Origin of the sequence: Paraburkholderia sp. BR13439 (assembly GCF_040948805.1) — a bacterium.
Taxonomy (GTDB): Bacteria; Pseudomonadota; Gammaproteobacteria; order Burkholderiales; family Burkholderiaceae; genus Paraburkholderia; species Paraburkholderia youngii.
Window position 1 is genome coordinate 51,474 of record NZ_JBFPKN010000005.1, and the last position, 16,456, is coordinate 67,929.

The 16,456-nt window shown below is 63.6% G+C and carries 14 protein-coding genes and 1 pseudogene; 11 read left to right on the forward strand and 4 right to left on the reverse strand.

All coding sequences use genetic code 11. The annotated features are described in order from the left end of the window. Nucleotides 1-17 precede the first annotated feature (17 nt). The 6 genes from AB3X96_RS11755 to AB3X96_RS11780 all read left to right on the forward strand — a co-directional run bounded on the left by AB3X96_RS11755 (nt 18) and on the right by AB3X96_RS11780 (nt 8,568). Nucleotides 18-2,081: an FAD-dependent oxidoreductase gene (locus tag AB3X96_RS11755; RefSeq protein WP_368589857.1), complete on the forward strand. Its 2,064-nt coding sequence runs from the start codon at nt 18-20 to the stop codon at nt 2,079-2,081. 2 nt (nt 2,082-2,083) lie between these two features. Further along, on the forward strand, nt 2,084-4,009 hold the full coding sequence (locus tag AB3X96_RS11760; RefSeq protein WP_368589858.1) for a (Fe-S)-binding protein: 1,926 nt from the start codon (nt 2,084-2,086) through the stop codon (nt 4,007-4,009). A gap of 7 nt (nt 4,010-4,016) precedes the next feature. Continuing rightward, nucleotides 4,017-5,204 carry an electron transfer flavoprotein subunit alpha/FixB family protein gene (locus tag AB3X96_RS11765; protein WP_368590142.1) on the forward strand — a complete coding sequence of 396 codons (1,188 nt, stop codon included), beginning with the start codon at nt 4,017-4,019 and terminating at the stop codon, nt 5,202-5,204. Continuing rightward, complete coding sequence (locus AB3X96_RS11770; protein WP_368589859.1) at nt 5,201-5,980, forward strand: electron transfer flavoprotein subunit beta/FixA family protein; 780 nt, start codon at nt 5,201-5,203, stop codon at nt 5,978-5,980. The genes AB3X96_RS11765 and AB3X96_RS11770 overlap by 4 nt, the downstream gene beginning before the upstream one ends. 73 nt (nt 5,981-6,053) lie before the next feature. After that, on the forward strand, nt 6,054-7,340 hold the full coding sequence (locus AB3X96_RS11775) for an SRPBCC family protein (RefSeq protein WP_368589860.1): 1,287 nt from the start codon (nt 6,054-6,056) through the stop codon (nt 7,338-7,340). Nucleotides 7,341-7,374: 34 nt separating this feature from the next. Beyond that, on the forward strand, nt 7,375-8,568 hold the full coding sequence (locus AB3X96_RS11780; RefSeq protein WP_368589861.1) for a 2Fe-2S iron-sulfur cluster-binding protein: 1,194 nt from the start codon (nt 7,375-7,377) through the stop codon (nt 8,566-8,568). A 150-nt stretch (nt 8,569-8,718) separates the two neighbouring features. Here the strand turns inward: AB3X96_RS11780 and AB3X96_RS11785 are convergent, their stop codons facing one another. Continuing rightward, nucleotides 8,719-8,832, reverse strand: coding sequence for a hypothetical protein (locus AB3X96_RS11785; RefSeq protein ID WP_368590143.1), 114 nt, complete (start codon nt 8,830-8,832; stop codon nt 8,719-8,721). Between AB3X96_RS11785 and AB3X96_RS11790 the strand changes: the two genes are divergently transcribed. Further along, nucleotides 8,797-9,609 carry a glycine betaine ABC transporter substrate-binding protein gene (locus AB3X96_RS11790; RefSeq protein WP_368590144.1) on the forward strand — a complete coding sequence of 271 codons (813 nt, stop codon included), beginning with the start codon at nt 8,797-8,799 and terminating at the stop codon, nt 9,607-9,609. The genes AB3X96_RS11785 and AB3X96_RS11790 overlap by 36 nt on opposite strands. A 56-nt stretch (nt 9,610-9,665) precedes the next feature. Here the strand turns inward: AB3X96_RS11790 and purU are convergent, their stop codons facing one another. Both purU and AB3X96_RS11800 read right to left on the reverse strand, forming a co-directional pair. Beyond that, nucleotides 9,666-10,541 carry a formyltetrahydrofolate deformylase gene (gene purU, locus AB3X96_RS11795; protein WP_368589862.1) on the reverse strand — a complete coding sequence of 292 codons (876 nt, stop codon included), beginning with the start codon at nt 10,539-10,541 and terminating at the stop codon, nt 9,666-9,668. Between the two features lie 136 nt (nt 10,542-10,677). After that, nucleotides 10,678-11,592, reverse strand: coding sequence for a LysR family transcriptional regulator (locus AB3X96_RS11800; protein ID WP_368589863.1), 915 nt, complete (start codon nt 11,590-11,592; stop codon nt 10,678-10,680). 109 nt (nt 11,593-11,701) lie between these two features. Here AB3X96_RS11800 and AB3X96_RS11805 point away from each other — a divergent pair, with 109 nt between their 5' ends. Further along, nucleotides 11,702-12,343, forward strand: coding sequence for a glutathione S-transferase family protein (locus AB3X96_RS11805; RefSeq protein WP_368589864.1), 642 nt, complete (start codon nt 11,702-11,704; stop codon nt 12,341-12,343). Between the two features lie 43 nt (nt 12,344-12,386). Beyond that, a pseudogene (locus AB3X96_RS11810) lies at nt 12,387-13,343 on the forward strand (pyridoxamine 5'-phosphate oxidase family protein); the annotation flags it as partial. Between the two features lie 70 nt (nt 13,344-13,413). Here the strand turns inward: AB3X96_RS11810 and AB3X96_RS11815 are convergent. Beyond that, nucleotides 13,414-13,818, reverse strand: coding sequence for a helix-turn-helix domain-containing protein (locus tag AB3X96_RS11815; RefSeq protein ID WP_368589865.1), 405 nt, complete (start codon nt 13,816-13,818; stop codon nt 13,414-13,416). A 705-nt stretch (nt 13,819-14,523) separates the two neighbouring features. On the opposite strand from AB3X96_RS11815, the gene AB3X96_RS11820 reads away from it, so the two are divergent. Together AB3X96_RS11820 and AB3X96_RS11825 are read left to right on the forward strand one after the other, a co-directional pair. Continuing rightward, the gene (locus tag AB3X96_RS11820) at nt 14,524-14,946 is read left to right on the forward strand and encodes a hypothetical protein (RefSeq protein WP_368589866.1); all 423 of its coding nucleotides are present in this window, start codon (nt 14,524-14,526) and stop codon (nt 14,944-14,946) included. 633 nt (nt 14,947-15,579) lie between these two features. After that, on the forward strand, nt 15,580-16,395 hold the full coding sequence (locus tag AB3X96_RS11825) for a hypothetical protein (RefSeq protein ID WP_368589867.1): 816 nt from the start codon (nt 15,580-15,582) through the stop codon (nt 16,393-16,395). Nucleotides 16,396-16,456: the final 61 nt, after the last annotated feature.

A 16,456-nucleotide genomic window follows, 5' to 3' on the forward strand; every position in this document is an offset into this window, starting at 1 on the left:
TTCCGAGGTCGATCGCGATGCGTTACCCGAACCTTTTCAAGCCGCTCACGTTGAACAAGCTGACGCTGCGCAACCGCATCGTCAGTACCGCGCACGCGGAGGTGTACGCGGAACCGGGCGGCCTGCCCGGCGACCGTTATATCCGCTACTACGAGGAAAAGGCCAAGGGCGGCGTCGGACTCGCCGTGTGCGGCGGGTCGAGCCCGGTGTCGATCGACAGCCCGCAAGGCTGGTGGAAGTCGGTGAATCTCGCCACCGACAAGATCGTTGATCCGCTCGCGCGGCTCGCCGAAGCGATGCACGCGCATGGCGCGAAGATCATGATTCAGGCCACTCACATGGGACGCCGCTCGGCGTTTCACGGCGAGCACTGGCCGCATCTGATGTCGCCGTCGGGAGTGCGCGAACCGGTGCATCGCGGCAACGCGAAGATCATCGAGGTCGAGGAGATTCGCCGCATCATCGGCGACTTCGCGGCGGCCGCGAAGCGCGTGAAGGATGCGGGCATGGACGGCATCGAAATTTCGGCCGCCCACCAGCATCTGATCGACCAGTTCTGGAGCCCGCGTACCAACTTCCGTACCGACGAATGGGGCGGCTCGCTCGAAAACCGCCTGCGTTTCGGCGTCGAAGTATTGCAGGCGGTGCGCGCGGCGGTCGGCGCCGACTTTTGCGTCGGCCTGCGCATGTGCGGCGACGAATTTCATGAAGACGGGCTCGATCACGAACAACTGAAGGAAATCGCCCAGGCGATGAGCGAGAGCGGGCTGATCGACTATCTCGGCGTGATCGGTTCCGGCGCGGACACCCACAACACGCTCGCCAACTGCATGCCGCCGATGGCGCTGCCGCCCGAGCCGTTCGTGCATCTGGCGGCCGGTATCAAGCAGGTCGTCAAGGTGCCGGTGATGCACGCGCAAAGCATTCGCGACGCGGGCCAGGCCGAGCGGCTGCTCGCGAGCGGCATGGTCGATCTGGTCGGCATGACGCGCGCACAGATCGCCGATCCGCATATGGTCATCAAAATCCGCGATGGCCGCGAGGACGAAATCAAGCAGTGCGTCGGCGCGAACTACTGCATCGACCGTCAGTACAACGGGCTCGACGTGCTGTGCGTGCAGAACGCCGCGACCTCACGCGAAGCGACGATGCCGCACGTGATCGCGAAGTCGCGCGGACCGAAGCGCAAAGTCGTCGTGGTCGGCGCGGGGCCGGCGGGGCTCGAAGCGGCGCGCGTCGCGAAGTCGCGCGGTCACGACGTGGTGCTGTTCGAGAAGAACGATCACGTCGGCGGCCAGATCATGCTGGCGGCGAAAGCGCCGCAGCGCGAGCAGATGGCGGGCATCGTGCGCTGGTTCGACATGGAGACGAAGCGCCTCGGCGTGGACCGCCGCCTCGGTGTCGCCGCCGACGAGCGGGCCATCATGGCCGAGAAGCCCGACATCGTCGTGCTCGCCACCGGCGGTTCGGCGTTCACTTCGCAGGTCGCGGCGTGGGGTGTCGACGCGGGGCTCGCGGTCAGTTCGTGGGACGTGCTGGCCGGCAAGGTCGAGCCGGGCAAAAACGTGCTCGTGTACGACGGCGTCAGCACGCATGCGGGCGCGGGCGTCGCGGATTTCATCGCGAGCCGTGGCGGCAACGTGGAGATCGTCACGCCCGACGTGAAGGTTGCCGACGACGTCGGCGGCACCACATTCCCGATCTTCTATCGCCGTCTGTACGCGCAAGGCGTGATCCATACGCCGAACTACTGGCTCGACAAGGTGTACGAAGAGGACGGCAAGAAGATCGCCGTGATCCGCAACGAGTACACCGAGGAGCAGGAAGAACGCGCGGTCGATCAGGTGGTGATCGAAAACGGCAGTACGCCGAACGATCAGCTTTACTGGAAGCTGAAGACTGAATCGGTCAATCGCGGCCAGTTGGACGTGCACAAGCTGTTCGCGTCCGAACCGCAGCCGTGTCTGGACGAGCAACTCGGCAATGGCCGCTTCCTGCTGTTCCGGGTCGGCGACTGCATCTCGATGCACAACATTCACGGCGCGATCTACGACGCGCTGCGCCTTTGCAAGGATTTTTGACGATGAGCCCCGTGTTTGTCATCACCGTCCTGCTGTGGGTGTCGGTGGCCGGTCTCGCGTTCGCGCTGGCACGCCGCGCCGCCTACTGGCGCGAGGGCCGCGCGACCGTCGCGGGCGCCTACGGCTGGGCCAATCTGCTCGCGATCCCGAAACGCTACTTCGTCGACCTGCATCATGTGGTTGCGCGCGATCCGTACATCGCACGCACGCACGTTGCGACGGCGGGCGGAGCGATCCTCGCGATGGCGCTCGTGTTCGTCAACTACGGCTTCGCGATCTACTCGCCCTGGCTCGACAAGCTGATCTTCGTCGCCGCGCTGGCGATGCTGATCGGGACGGTATTCGTCTGGCGCCGCCGGCATGGCGCGAAGACGGTGCCGGCGCGGCTCTCGCGTGGGCCGTGGGATCAGTTGCCGCTGCTGCTGGGTTCGTTCGCGCTCGGTCTTGCATTGTTCATCGCGTTGCCCGCGACGGCGATGTCCGGTGCGCTCGCGGTGGTCGTCGCGCTGCTGATCGCGGCGGGCGCGTTCACGATGACGTTCGGCGCGGCGCGCGGTGGTCCGATGAAGCATGCATTGGCGGGTCTGCTGCACCTCGCGTTTCATCCGCGTCAGGAGCGCTTTGCCGATGCCGCCGCGGCGCGTAACGCGCCCGACGCAGTGCCGCCCACGGCATTGAAATTGCCGCTGCTCGACGCGAAGGAATACGGCGTCGGCAAGCCTGTCGAATTCCGCTGGAACCAGTTGTTGAGCTTCGATGCCTGCGTGCAATGCGGCAAATGCGAAGCGGCGTGCCCCGCATTCGCGGCGGGACAGCCGTTGAACCCGAAGAAGCTGATTCAGGATCTGGTGACGGGCATGGTCGGCGGCACCGACGCGCAATACGCGGGCAGCCCGACGCCCGGCATTCCGGTCGGCAAGCATGCGGGCGCGCCGGGCAAGCCGCTCATTTCGACGCTGATCGAAGCGGACACGCTGTGGTCGTGCACGACCTGCCGCGCCTGCGTGCAGGAGTGCCCGATGCTGATCGAGCACGTCGACGCGATCGTGGACATGCGCCGCAATCAGACGCTCGTCGAGGGCAGCGTGCCGGGCAAGGGGCCGGCGACACTCGCGAATCTGCGCGAGACCGGCAGCAGCAACGGCTACGACATCGGCGCGCGTTACGACTGGGCCGTCGATCTGCAGGTGCAGGTGGCGCAACCCGGTCGTCACGTAGACGTGCTGCTGATCGCCGGCGAAGGCGCGTTCGATATGCGCTATCAGCGCACGCTGCGCGCGCTGGTCAAGGTGCTGAACCGCGCGGGTGTCGATTACGCGGTGCTGGGCGGCGTCGAAACCGATACCGGCGACACCGCGCGGCGTCTCGGCGACGAAGCCACGTTCCAGCAACTGGCTCGTACGCTGATCGGCACGCTCGCGCAGTACTCGTTCGCACGCATCGTCACGGCCGATCCGCATGTGCTGCATAGCCTGCGCAACGAGTATCGCGCGCTCGGCGGCTTCTATCAGGTGCAGCATCACACGGCGCTGATCGACGAACTGATCGCGAGCGGCAAGCTGTCGCCGCGCGTGGCCGCCGCCGTGGCGGAACGCAACATCACGTATCACGACCCGTGCTATCTGGGCCGTTACAACGGTGAGACGGAAGCGCCGCGCCGTGTGCTGAAGAGCATCGGCATCAAGGTGGTCGAGATGGAGCGACACGGGATGCGCGGGCGCTGCTGCGGCGGTGGCGGCGGCGCACCGTTGACCGATATCCCCGGCAAACGGCGGATTCCCGATATCCGTATCGATGACGCGCGCGCGAGCGGCGCGGAGATCGTCGCGGTCGGCTGCCCGAATTGCACGGCGATGCTCGAAGGGGTAGTGGGGCCGCGCCCGGAAGTACTCGACGTGGCCGAACTGGTCGCCGCGGCGCTGGAGTAACGCGATGATGAATACGCTCAAACGAATCGATCCGCGCCGGCCGTTCACGGTGACGGCGCAGGGACTCCGGCGGATCACGCTCGGCGCCGTTGGCGTGGCGGATGCCGGCGGCAGTGCGTCGCTAGCTGAAGCGCGTCACGCCGCGCATCACGAACAGCCGAAGCCGCGCCGCACGACGGCCACGCCGCACCATGTGCTGCTGGTTGCGGCGCACGCGGATCGGGGCGCGCTCGATGAACATGCGCGCCAAACGCTTGCCGCCGCCGCGCTCATCGCGGACTTGCAAACCGAAGTCGTGCTGCTCGTGTTCGGCGAATTCACCGGCGATGCCGCCGCGCTCGGCGCCGACAAGCTGATCGAATTGCCGATGTTCGATCGCCGCACCTACGCGCCGGACGATGAGCTGAATGCGCTGGCGGCCTGCGTCGCAGCCTACGCGCCCGCCCACGTCTTTCTGCCCGACAACGCGACTGGCGACGGCGACCTGGGCCGCCGTTATGCGTCGGTGGCCGATGCAAGCGTCGCGACGCACGTCGTCGAGATCGACGCAGCGCACGTGTCCACCTATATCCGCGCGAATACGGCGCTCGCCAGCCGCGCGCTGCCCGAAGTCGTGCTACTCGCACCGAATGCGGTCGATCCGAAGCTGCCGTTCGTCGGCGCGGGCGAACGGGTCGCGTGGCGCTTCGAGCGGGAGGCGGATAGCCCGGTCGCGCAACGCGCAATCCGCGATCTCGGCATCGACGATATCGATGCGGCGCAAGTCGCGCTGGAAGAGGCGGACTTCATCGTATCGGCGGGCAACGGCGTGAGCGACGTACCCGCGTTCGAGCGGCTCGCGACGACCCTCGGCGCGGCGATCGGCGCGAGCCGGGTCGCCGTCGACGACGGCAAGTTCACACGCGACAAGCAGATCGGCGCGACCGGTAAGACCGTCGAGGCGAGCGTGTATATCGCGTTCGGCATCTCCGGCGCCGTTCAGCATCTGCAGGGCATCAAGGATTGCCGCCATGTGATCGCGGTCAATCTCGACGCGAGCGCACCGATCGCGAAGCGCGCGAATCTGACCGTGATCGCGGACGCGCAGGAAACCATCGCGGCGCTCAACGAAGCCGCGGCCGCGGCGCGCGGCGCGCGCGCCACCTCGGCCGCACTGCTGCAGCCGGGCAAGCTTGCCGAAGGAGTGCTCGCATGAAGATCGCCGTGCTGGTTTCAATCGGACGTCATCCGGTCAGCGGCGTCGCGCGCTACAGCCGCAATGACGCGGCGGCGTTGACGCTGGCGCTGTCGCTCGCGAGAGCGCATGGCGCGACGCTCGACGTGCTGCATGCGGGCGATCCGTCGAACGCCGCATTGAACGAGTATCTGGCGCTCGGCGCGCATTCGGTCGAAGTGCTCGACATGCCACCGGACGCCGATCCGGCACCGCGACTCGCCGCGCGTTTGCGTGGCTACCAGCTGGTGCTGACCGGCACGCGCGCCGAAGGCGGCTTCGATAGCGGCATGTTGCCGTATCGCGTCGCGCATGCGCTGGCGGTACCGCTCGTCGGCGCCGCCGTCGATCTGGCGGTGCGCGACGGTTGCGCGCAGGTCCGGCAGTTCATGCCGAAGGGCCTGCGACGGCGCGTCGAAGTGCGGCTGCCCGCGTTGATCGCCGTGCATCCGCTCGCGAACGCCGCGACGTCGTACGCATATGCGCGGCTGCGCGAAGGCAAGATCGAGCGCACCGCCGCGCCGGGCGCCCCCGCGCCGCACGGCACCACTCCTGAACAGTCCGCATGGACCATCGGCCCCGCCACCGCGAAACCAGTGCGGCTCGCCGCCGCCGAAAAGCGCTCGGGCCACGCCCGCATGCTGTCGGCGACGACGACCGAGAGCCGCGGCGGCAGCGTCGTAATTGAAGGGAGTTGCGTCGAAAAAGCACAAGTGATCCTCGCGTATTTGCGCGAGCATCAACTGGTGGATTACTGAATTCCGGCTCGGGCCAGCATGCGACCAGGAGGGCCTGGCGCGGCGCCAGACGTGACACGCAACGGAGCACACAATGAAAGTTTCCGCAGACGTTCGCGCAATGATCGAACGCCGCAAGCAGAATTACACGCTGGAAGCGCCGTTCTATACGAGCGAGGAAATATTCGCGCTCGATATCGACGCGATTTTCCGCCAGCACTGGATTCAGGTCGCGGTCGAGCCCGACGTGCCCGAGCCCGGCGACTACGTGACGGTCGAGATCGGCAACGACTCGATCCTGATCGTGCGCGACGACGACATGCAGGTGCGCGCGTTTCATAACGTCTGCCGCCATCGCGGCGCGCGTCTGTGCAATACCGGCAAGGGCTCGCTCGGCAATATCGTCTGTCCGTATCATAGCTGGACCTACAGCCTGAACGGCGACCTGATGTTCGCCGAGCATATGGGCGAACAGTTCGACCGCTGCAAACATAGCCTGAAAGCGGTGCATGTCGAGAATCTCGCCGGGCTGATTTTCATCTGCCTCGCCGAGCAGCCGCCCGCCGATTTTGCAGTGATGCGCGCCGCGATGGAACCGTATCTGTTGCCGCACGATCTGGCCGGCTGCAAGATCGCCGCGTCGATCGACATCATCGAGGAGGGCAACTGGAAGCTGACGATGGAGAACAATCGCGAGTGCTATCACTGCGTCGCGAACCATCCGGAACTGACCGTCTCGCTGTACGAATACGGCTTCGGTTATCAGCGCACGCCGGCGAACGAGGAGGGCATGGCCGCGTTCGAGGCGACGGTCGCGCGCCGCACCGCACAGTGGGAGGCGATGCAGTTGCCATCGGCGGAAATCGAGCGGCTCGCCGATCTGGTCACCGGGTTTCGCACGCAACGTCTGCCGCTCGATCGCGACGGCGAATCGCAGACGCTCGACGCGAAGGTCGCCTCGAAGAAACTGCTCGGCGGTTTCAAGGAGGCCGATCTCGGCGGCCTGTCGTTCTGGACGCAGCCGAATTCGTGGCATCACTTCATGAGCGACCATATCGTCAGTTTCTCGGTCATTCCGCTGTCGGCCGGCAAGACGCTGGTGCGCACCAAATGGCTCGTGCATAAGGACGCGCGCGAAGGCATCGATTACGACGTCGACAATCTGACCGCCGTGTGGCGCGCGACCAACGACCAGGATCGCGCGCTCGTCGAATATTCGCAGCGCGGCGCGACGAGCACCGCGTATGAGCCGGGTCCGTATTCGCCGTTCACCGAAGGACTCGTCGAAAAGTTCTGCGAATGGTATATCGGCCGTCTCGCGGATTACGACGCGAACCCGCGAGCAGCGCACGACGAGAAAGTCGTGTCGTTCGCGCGCTGAGTGCAACACCGCAATGACGAGCGGGGGAACAACCATGATGCGCGATCAGGCCATGTTTCAACCGGACATCGAGCAGACTTCCGAGAATCCAGCTGGCGCGCCGAGCCGCGTCACCCAGCCGCGCTTCTGGGATGCGCTGCCGGCGCGCTGGAGCAGTGATTCCGACGACACGCTGGAGTGCTGCCAGGTTCGCAGCGAAACGCACGACGTGAAGAGTTTCTTCTTCCGCGCGCCATCCGGCCGGGCGTTCGTGTTCGAGCCGGGGCAGTTCATTACGCTGGAGCTGGAGATCGACGGCGAGCGGGTCAATCGCTGCTATACGATCTCGTCGCCGCCCACGCGGCCCCATACGATTTCGATCACCGTGAAGCGCGTGCCGGGCGGCCCGGTGTCCAACTGGCTCCACGACAATCTGCATGCGGGCATGCAGGTACGCGTGCTGGGGCCTGCCGGTGAGTTCACCTGCGCGCGGCATCCGGCGCGCAAGTTCCTGTTTTTGTCGGCGGGCTCGGGCATCACGCCGCTGATGTCGATGAGCCGCACGCATCATGAACTCGGCGAGGACAGCGATATCGTCTTCGTGCATAGCGCGCGCACGCCGGACGACATCATCTTCGCGCGCGAGCTCGATCTGATCGCCGCGAATCAGGCGCATTTCCGCACAGCGTTCGTTTGTGAGCGCGTGGGCGCGCGCACCAATTGGCCCGGCATCACCGGCTTTCTGACGCTGCCGCTGCTGAAGCTGATTGCACCGGATTTTCTGGAGCGGGAAATTTTCACTTGCGGCCCCGCGCCGTATATGCAAGCGGTGCGCAAACTGCTCGACGAGGGCGGCTTCGACCGCCAGCACTATCACGAGGAAAGCTTCTCGTTCGAGACCGTCAGCGAGGTGGCCGCGCAATTGACCGAAGCGCATGTCGCGGACGCGCTGCGCGATGCGCCGGCGGCGCCGATCGAAACCGGAACGCGCTACAAGGTGAGCTTTACGCGCAGTCATCGCGAGATCGAATGCGGCGCCGGCCAGCATGTGCTCGAAGCGGCGAAGCAGGCGGGCGTGCGGCTGCCGGCGTCGTGCACCCAAGGCATGTGCGGCACCTGCAAGGTGAAGCTCGTGTCGGGCGAAGTGGCGATGAAGCACGCGGGCGGTATCCGTCAGCGCGAGATCGATCAGGGCATGGTGCTGCTGTGCTGTAGCAAGCCGCTGAGCGATCTCGTCGTCGACAAGTAATACGATTGACAACACCACAAGAACACGGCAAATACTGCGCGGATTTGCGTGGAAGTCGCATGCGGACAACTGCATGTCGCAAAACAACGCTACCCGGCAATTCTGGTTGGCGATTCTAAATGCGCGATCTGCGGTTCGATGGCAAACGCGTCAATGGGCAAATGTATCAACGGGAGAACGTCGATGAGACTGATCGGAAAGACAGTGGTGGCAAGCGCGTTGGGGGTGATGCTGGCGGCGGTCAGTGCGGGCGTGTCGGCCGATTCGAAGCCGACCATCAAGATCGGTTACGTGGAGGGCTGGGACGATAGCGTTGCGACGTCGAACGTGGCCGCCGATGTGATCGAAAAACGCCTTGGTTATCAGGTGCAGCTGGTGCCGGTCGCGGCCGGCGTGATGTGGCAGGGTGTGGCGCGTGGCGATCTCGACGCGACGCTGTCCGCGTGGCTGCCGGTCACGCACGGCGCGTACTGGAACAACTTCAAGGACAAGGTGGTCGACCTCGGGCCGAACTTCAACGACGCGAAGATCGGGCTGATCGTGCCGGACAACGTGGACGTGAAGAGCGTCGGCGATCTGCAGGCGAAGAAGGCGGAATTCGGCGCGCGCATCGTCGGCATCGACGCTGGGGCTGGCGTGATGCAGAAAACCAGCGAGGCGATCAAGGCCTATGGGCTCGACTATCAGCTGATGCCGAGTTCCGGCAGCGCGATGACCGCCGAACTGGCGCGCTCGGAGGCGGCCAGCAAGCCGATCATCGTGACCGGCTGGAAGCCGCACTGGATGTTCGCGAAGTACAAGCTGAAATTCCTCGACGATCCGAAGAAGGTGTTCGGTGAAGCGGAGCACGTCGATAGCGTGGTGAATCCGGAACTCGAGAAAAAAGCGCCGACGGTGGTCGCGTTCCTGAAGAAGTTCCAATGGAAGCCGGGCGAAATCGACACGGTGATGCTGGCCACGCAGAACGGCGAAAAGCCGGCCGCGGCCGCCGACGCGTGGATCAGCGCGCACTCGGATCGGGTGGATAGCTGGGTGAAGTAAGCCGGCAAGCGGTGGCGCAGCCTGATGAAACGCCGCTTTTCAGCGGCGTTTTCTGTTTACCTCAGCACGACGGTGCGCTCGCCGTTGATGAACACGCGCCGCTCGACGAACGCCTTCACCGCGCGCGCGAGCGTGATGCATTCGACGTCGCGTCCGGTCGTCAGCAGCCGTTCGGGGCTGTACGAGTGATCGACGGGTTCGACTCCCTGCTCGATGATCGGACCTTCGTCGAGATCGTCGGTAACGAAATGGGCGGTGGCGCCGATCACCTTGACGCCGCGCGCATGGGCCTGGTGATACGGTTTCGCCCCCTTGAACCCGGGCAGGAACGAATGATGGATATTGATCGCGCGCCCGGCGAGCGCACGGCTCGTTTCGGCGGACAGGATCTGCATGTAGCGCGCGAGAATCAGCAGCTCGGCGCCGCACGATTCGAACAGTTCGAGAAGTTGCGCTTCCTGTTGCGGCTTCGTGTCGGCGGTAATCGGCAGATGATGGAACGGCAGGCCGTGCTGACGCGCGAGCGGTTCGAGATCGCGATGATTCGAGCCGATGCCGACGATGTCCATCTTCAGCTCGCCCATGCGCCAGCGAAACAGCAGATCGGCGAGGCAGTGTTCGAGTTTGGACACCATGATCAAGACCTTCGGCCGGAGCGACAGATCGTGGATCGCCCACGTCATCCGGAAGCGTTCGGCGATCGGCGCGAATTCCTGCTTGAGCGTGGCGATCTGCAGCGCGTCGTCGCGATCGACGTGGTGAAACACGCAGCGCACGAAAAAGCGCTCGCTGAGTTCGTCGTCGAATACGGTCAGTTCGTCGACATAGCAACGATGCCGTTCGAGAAAGCCGGCGACGGCGGCAACCTGGCCCGCCGCGCTCGGACACGCGACGGTGAGGACCCCTTGAGCAGGGCGGGAAATGGCGGACATGAGCTCTCCACATTGACGATCAGGCGAGGCCGCGGGGCGCGGCGCGCATCGTCGCAGTAGAGCAAATCGGGCGATCGCGGGGATAGAAGCTAACCGCCGTTGCGCTGGAATGGGAACGCCAGGAGGATCTGCCGCACTAGTCCGCAGCGTCGGCCCCGAGCCTTCGCTTCAGCGTATCGATCAGCGCGCGGACTTTCGCCGGCGGATGACTCGTCGGCGGAAACACGGCCTGGATGCTCGCCGGCGCGGTTGCCCATTCGGGCAGCAGCCGGATCAGCCGTCCCGCAGCGACGTCGTCCGCGATCGAAAAATCCGTCAGCAGACCGATGCCGCCGCCCGCGAGCGTCGCCGCCCGGCAGGCATCGGCCGTGTTGACACGCAGCGCGGACGCGCAGCGCACGCTCGCGGTTTTACCGTCGACGTGCCGCAGATCGAGCGTCAACGGATGCGGCAGCACCGACAACGCGCAATAGGGCAGCGTCTCCAGCGCTGCCGGCGTGTTCGGCACGCCCCACGTGCGCAGGAACTCGGGACTCGCGACGAGCCACTTGACGAAGCTGCCGAGCTTCACCGCGCGATAGTTCGAGTCCGCGAGACGACCAAGCCGGATCGCGACGTCGATGCCGTCGGCAATCAGATCGACGTAGCGGTCACTGCTCAGCAGCTCGACGTCGAGCTGCGCGTGCGTGCGGCGCAATTCGACCAGAGCGGGCGTGACGACGAGCGCGCCGTAGTCGTTCGGCGCGCTGACGCGCAGCGTGCCGCGCACCGGCGAGGTTTCTCCGCCGAGCGCGTTCAGCGCATCCTCGGTGGCGCGCAGAATTTTCACGCTCGCCTCGTAGAACGTGCGGCCCGCTTCGGTGACGCCGAGCCGCCGCGTGGTGCGCACCAGCAGGCTCGCGCCGACCTCCGCCTCGAGCCGCTGCATGTGCGTGCTAACCATCGTCTTCGCGAGTCCGAGCCGAGTCGCGGCGGCGCTCAGCGAGCCCGCGTCGATGACCGCGACGAAGATCGCGAGGCGGTTCAGGTTGACGTTGCGCACATCGGCCATGATCGATTGTCCATTCTCGCTTGACTGTGTTTCCCGGATTATCGGGCTTCCGCGCGACAGTGCCTACGCCCTATGCTGGGCGTGTCATTCAACCTGTCCGGAGACCTCCATGTCCGCCACCCGACCCGCCCAGCCTATCAAGCTCTATACGACACGGCTGTCAGGCCACGGTCATCGCGTGAAGCTGTTTCTGACGCTGCTCGATCTGCCGTTCGAGTTGATCGAGCTGGATATGAAGGCGGGCGAGAACCGCAAGCCCGAGTACCTCGCGCTGAACCCGTTCGGTCAGGTGCCGACGATTCAGGACGGCGAGCTGACGCTGTTCGATTCGAACGCGATTCTCGTCTATCTGGCGAAGCGCTATGGTGATTCGTCGTGGCTGCCGGACGATCCACTCGGCGCCGCGGCGGTGCAGCGCTGGCTGTCGCTCGCGGCGGGCCAGATCGCATACGGGCCGTGCGCGGCGCGGCTCGTTACCGTATTCGGCGCGCCGCTCGACCACGAGCGTGCAAAGCAGATCGCCGTCAAGCTGTTCGACGTGATCGACGCGGAGCTGGCCGGCAAGCCGTTCGTGGCCGGCACGCACGTCACGATCGCCGATATCGCCGCGCACACGTATATCGCTCACGCGCCCGAGGGCGGTGTGTCGTTGCAACCGTATCCCAACATTCGTGCGTGGCTGGATCGAGTGGAAGCATTGCCGCGTTTCATCGCGATGCCGTCGACGAAGGCGGGTTTGCTGGCGGCGTGATACGCGTTTGGAGCCGCTTCAGGTCTTGCAAGGGAGTCAGATCATGTCCGAGTTCGTTCTGTTGAATAACTGGGGAGCCGACGTGTCGCCGTTTCATGCCGGCGAGCAGGATGCGCAACAGCGCGCTGGTGTGCGTGACGTGGCGGAGTCGATGGGGCGTCGGGGCATTCGCCGTTTCATGCCGGAGCAGCATCGCGAGTTCTTTGCCGCGCAGCCGTTCCTCGTGATCGGCGGCGTCGATGCGAGCGGTCAGCCGTGGGCGACGCTACGCGCGAGTTCGCCGGGCTTCGTCACGTCACCGGATGCGCGCACGCTGCGCATCGAAGGCGGCGCATTGGCGGGCGACCCGCTCGCCGCGGTGTGGCGCGAAGGCGCGCAGCTCGGCGCGCTGGGCATCGAGCCGCGCACGCGGCGCCGCAATCGGGTGAATGGTGTCGTACGGTCGGTGCAAGGCGACACGTTGCAGTTCGAAGTCATGCAGAGTTTCGGCAATTGCCCGAAGTACATCCAGAGCCGTACGCCGTCTTTCATCGAGCGGGACCCGGCCGCGACGCGCGCGCAGCCCGAGATCGCCGAGCGTCTGGGCAGTGCCGACCGCGAATTGCTCGCGAGCGCGGACACGTTCTTTATCGCCAGTGCGAATCTGAGCGAGGAAGCGGGGGTGGGGAAGGGGGTCGACGTTTCGCATCGCGGCGGCGCACCGGGCTTCGTGCGCGTGGACGACGCAACTACGCTGACCACGCCCGACTACAGCGGCAACCGCTTCTTCAACACGATCGGCAACCTCGTGCACGATCCGCGCGCGGGCCTGCTGCTCATCGACTTCGCAACCGGCGATCTGCTTTATCTGGCGGTGCGAGCGGAGATCATCTGGGACGGCGACGAACTCGCGGCATTTGCGGGCGCGCAGCGGCTCGTGCGGTTCCATGTGGACGAAGTGCGCCGCAGCCGCGGCGCGTTGCCGTTCCAATGGTCGCGGGTCGAACTCGCGCCGCAGTTTCTGCCAAAGGTCCGGGAAAGCGCCTGAGCCGATGCGCACGCGCGTGCGTTAGCTGGGTGCGGCCGCCGTTTTAGTGTGCATTTCGGCCGAGCCGGTAAGACACGCCAAGTCTGGTGGCCAGTTGCCATACATAGACCCGCGAGTAAGAAATGCCGAACTGACGGCTTATCAACTCGCGCATGCGCGCATTGCTCCAGCCATCGGAGTCGAAGCCATAGTCCCGCGGCGAGGCCCTCAGCGCCTCGGCCAACCAGTCCAGATCCGCCAGCGCGAGCGCGGAATGGCGGCCGCCGACGCTCATGTTTCTGAGCGCTTCGAGACCACCTTGCTCCAATAGCTTGCGATATCGCTCGACGGTGGTCTTTGCCATTCCCATCTGTTTCGCGACCTCGGCCGCAGCAATGCCGTCGAGCAGTTTCTTGCCCGCCGTGAGACGCCGTGCGACGGTCGGTAAATCGTCATTCGGTCGATGCATTGGAGAACTCCGCCGTTGGGTCGCTGCCGGACTGCAATCGGTTGCTGGTGTAGACAGAGAAGAGGGCACGCCACTTACAGATAATCTAAAAGTCGCCCGCTGTGTCTAAAAGAATAAAAAATCAATCGGGTCTTTCCTCTGATAGAAAACGACGTAATCCTCGGCTAAGACGTTCGCACTGTGTTTTCTTTCTTCACGTAAAGATCTTCCTTGCGATTGAATTTCACGTTTGCTAACCTGATTGAACTGATTTAAACAAAAGATCAATCCGGCCTGCCTCGCGCCGCTAGCGCCAATACCTCCAAGCCGCATAGAGCTTGACGTTTGGGGCTTGTTAGTGCACGCGGCATGCCGGAAGACTGAATCGTTTGAATGCGTGGATTTCTGTTTTGCGAATGCAATTCGAATGCATTTTTCGATGCAGGGTGGTGTTCGCTGGAAATCTGCGAAAAATGGGTTCTGAAGATTGAAAACCGTTTTGCAGCGCTTTTCCAGGCGGATTATAGGGAAACGGGACATTCGCGCAGAGTGTCGCTGTGAATCCCGACTCCAGTAACCATCTGCTTAATTTGACTGCGTCGCTCAATACCCGGAAATACTTTTTCGCCGGGCACTTTATGACTCAATACGCATAAATCGATCAAAGGGGACAGCGTTTTCATCGGTGCCATTGGGCATCTGCCAGCAGGCGGTAAGGAGAATGACATGAACACGGATAGGACCCGCGATATCGCCGCGATGCTATTGCGTGCCGCCAGGCGCAAGAGACTCGTGTCTTATCAGGAACTGCACGCGCTTTTCGGTCGCGACGAACCGTTGCAAAGCCGTTATCGCGCGTTGGCAGATGCGGCGCGCTCGCTGAGCGATTGCGCGTCGCTCGACTACGGCTGCCTGATGAGCCTCGCCAACGGCCTGCCGGGCGATGACTTCTTTAATCGTTTCAGGCACGACAGGCCGCATGAATACGAAAAGGTGATGGGCTTCGGATCGGCGGGGCGCTCGACGACCAAGAAACGACTGATTGCGGATGCCGAGCGTCTGCGGGTGTTCGAACATGCATCGCAGACCGAGGCAAATGGGAACGCGGCGACCGCGTTGTGTCCGTACGCCGCGTCGAAATGCACGTAGCGCATGCGCAGTCTCCGAACGCGACGAGACGCTCGCGGGTCGAGAGAATATGCGAAACGTCTCTGAGCCACGATGCAATAGACAACGATTAAAAATCCGCTTGAGCGGCGACAGCGGTATTCGCGTTAGCTTGAAAGCTTATTCTCGTGGTGGACCAAGAAGGACTTAACGATTGTCTAATTGCGGGATATGGCGCGCATGGAATCTCCCGGTCCGCGTGGAGGATGGTAAGTCGTGAAGGATCTGATGGAGCGCGCGGTAAGGTTGACATCAAATTGTCGAGGCAGTCTTGTTGACGATTACTGAACCGTCCAGCATCCGGGTGTCGATTGCGGTATGAAGGAAACGCGCGCTTTGGATGCCTCGCCATCGTGACGGGGCATCGTCGGTGTCCCAGTAGTGGCCGTCTCCGACCGATACTGGATTTGACATAAGATAAATTATCAACATTTGTGATGTAGGTCCCAAATAGAAATGTCGGGTTTCCGCTAAATACAGATGTCGGGTTTGTGGACACCCGCGCGCATCGTCGTAGTCGCAGCCATTTCCAAATTCTCGTAACGTGATTTAGAAAAGCGGTCAGAGAAATCCGACTTTAGATTTAATGATCGGAATCAATCACCCGAGGGCTTTATGTACGCTTCCGCACATTGTGCGCGGCTAGTAGGGAATATTTTTCATTACGGCTGTAGAGCAAAAAAACGAATGGAAATCTGGGCTATGGACACCCTGACAGACGTGCGTGGGCACACTGAGATTAACGGGATTCGAATCGACCAAAGCGTCGCCTTGAAATCTTTTGATGACGTGATTCCGCAGGAGACGATCGCCGAAATCAACCAGTTCATCGACCATCTATTTGACACCACCGCACCGCGCTCGCAATCCGGCGCGAAAATTGCCGAGATTCTGCGTCGCGCTCAGGCCTTTCGCGAACTCGAGCAGTCGATCTGCGCGAATGCGCGCGCAATGGCCGCCAAAATCGGGCAAACAAACTTACCGACCGAGCCGTTCCACGTACTGCGCTGCGCGAGCAAGACTTCGCTGGCGGAAAGCCACTGCCGCCATTACGACTCGCACCTGCTGACGCTGCTGGTTCCGCTTCAGCTCGCACCCGACGGCGTTCACAACGGCGATCTCGTGATGTATTGCAAGCCGCGCCTGTCGGTCACGACGCTGACGAACCTGATCTGCAAGATGCGTCATGGCTTCCTGCATGGCCTGCCGCTCAGTTGGCGCAGCTGGCATACCCTGCATGATCTGCGTGTCGGCAACTGCAAGCGCATTCCGGTCAAACCCGGCAGCGTCTACGAATTCAATGGCTTCGCGCTTCAGCATGCGAACCTCGACGTACAGAACGGGCAGCGGCGCACGCTCCTGATTCACTACTACGACCCCGGTCACTCGCTCGGCCTGAGCGGCGTGCTGCGGCGCGGGCGGATCGGCTGAGATTGCACATCGGCCCGCAGCCCGCCTGCTGCTGCGCGCGCCAGCCATGCCACTGCCCTGT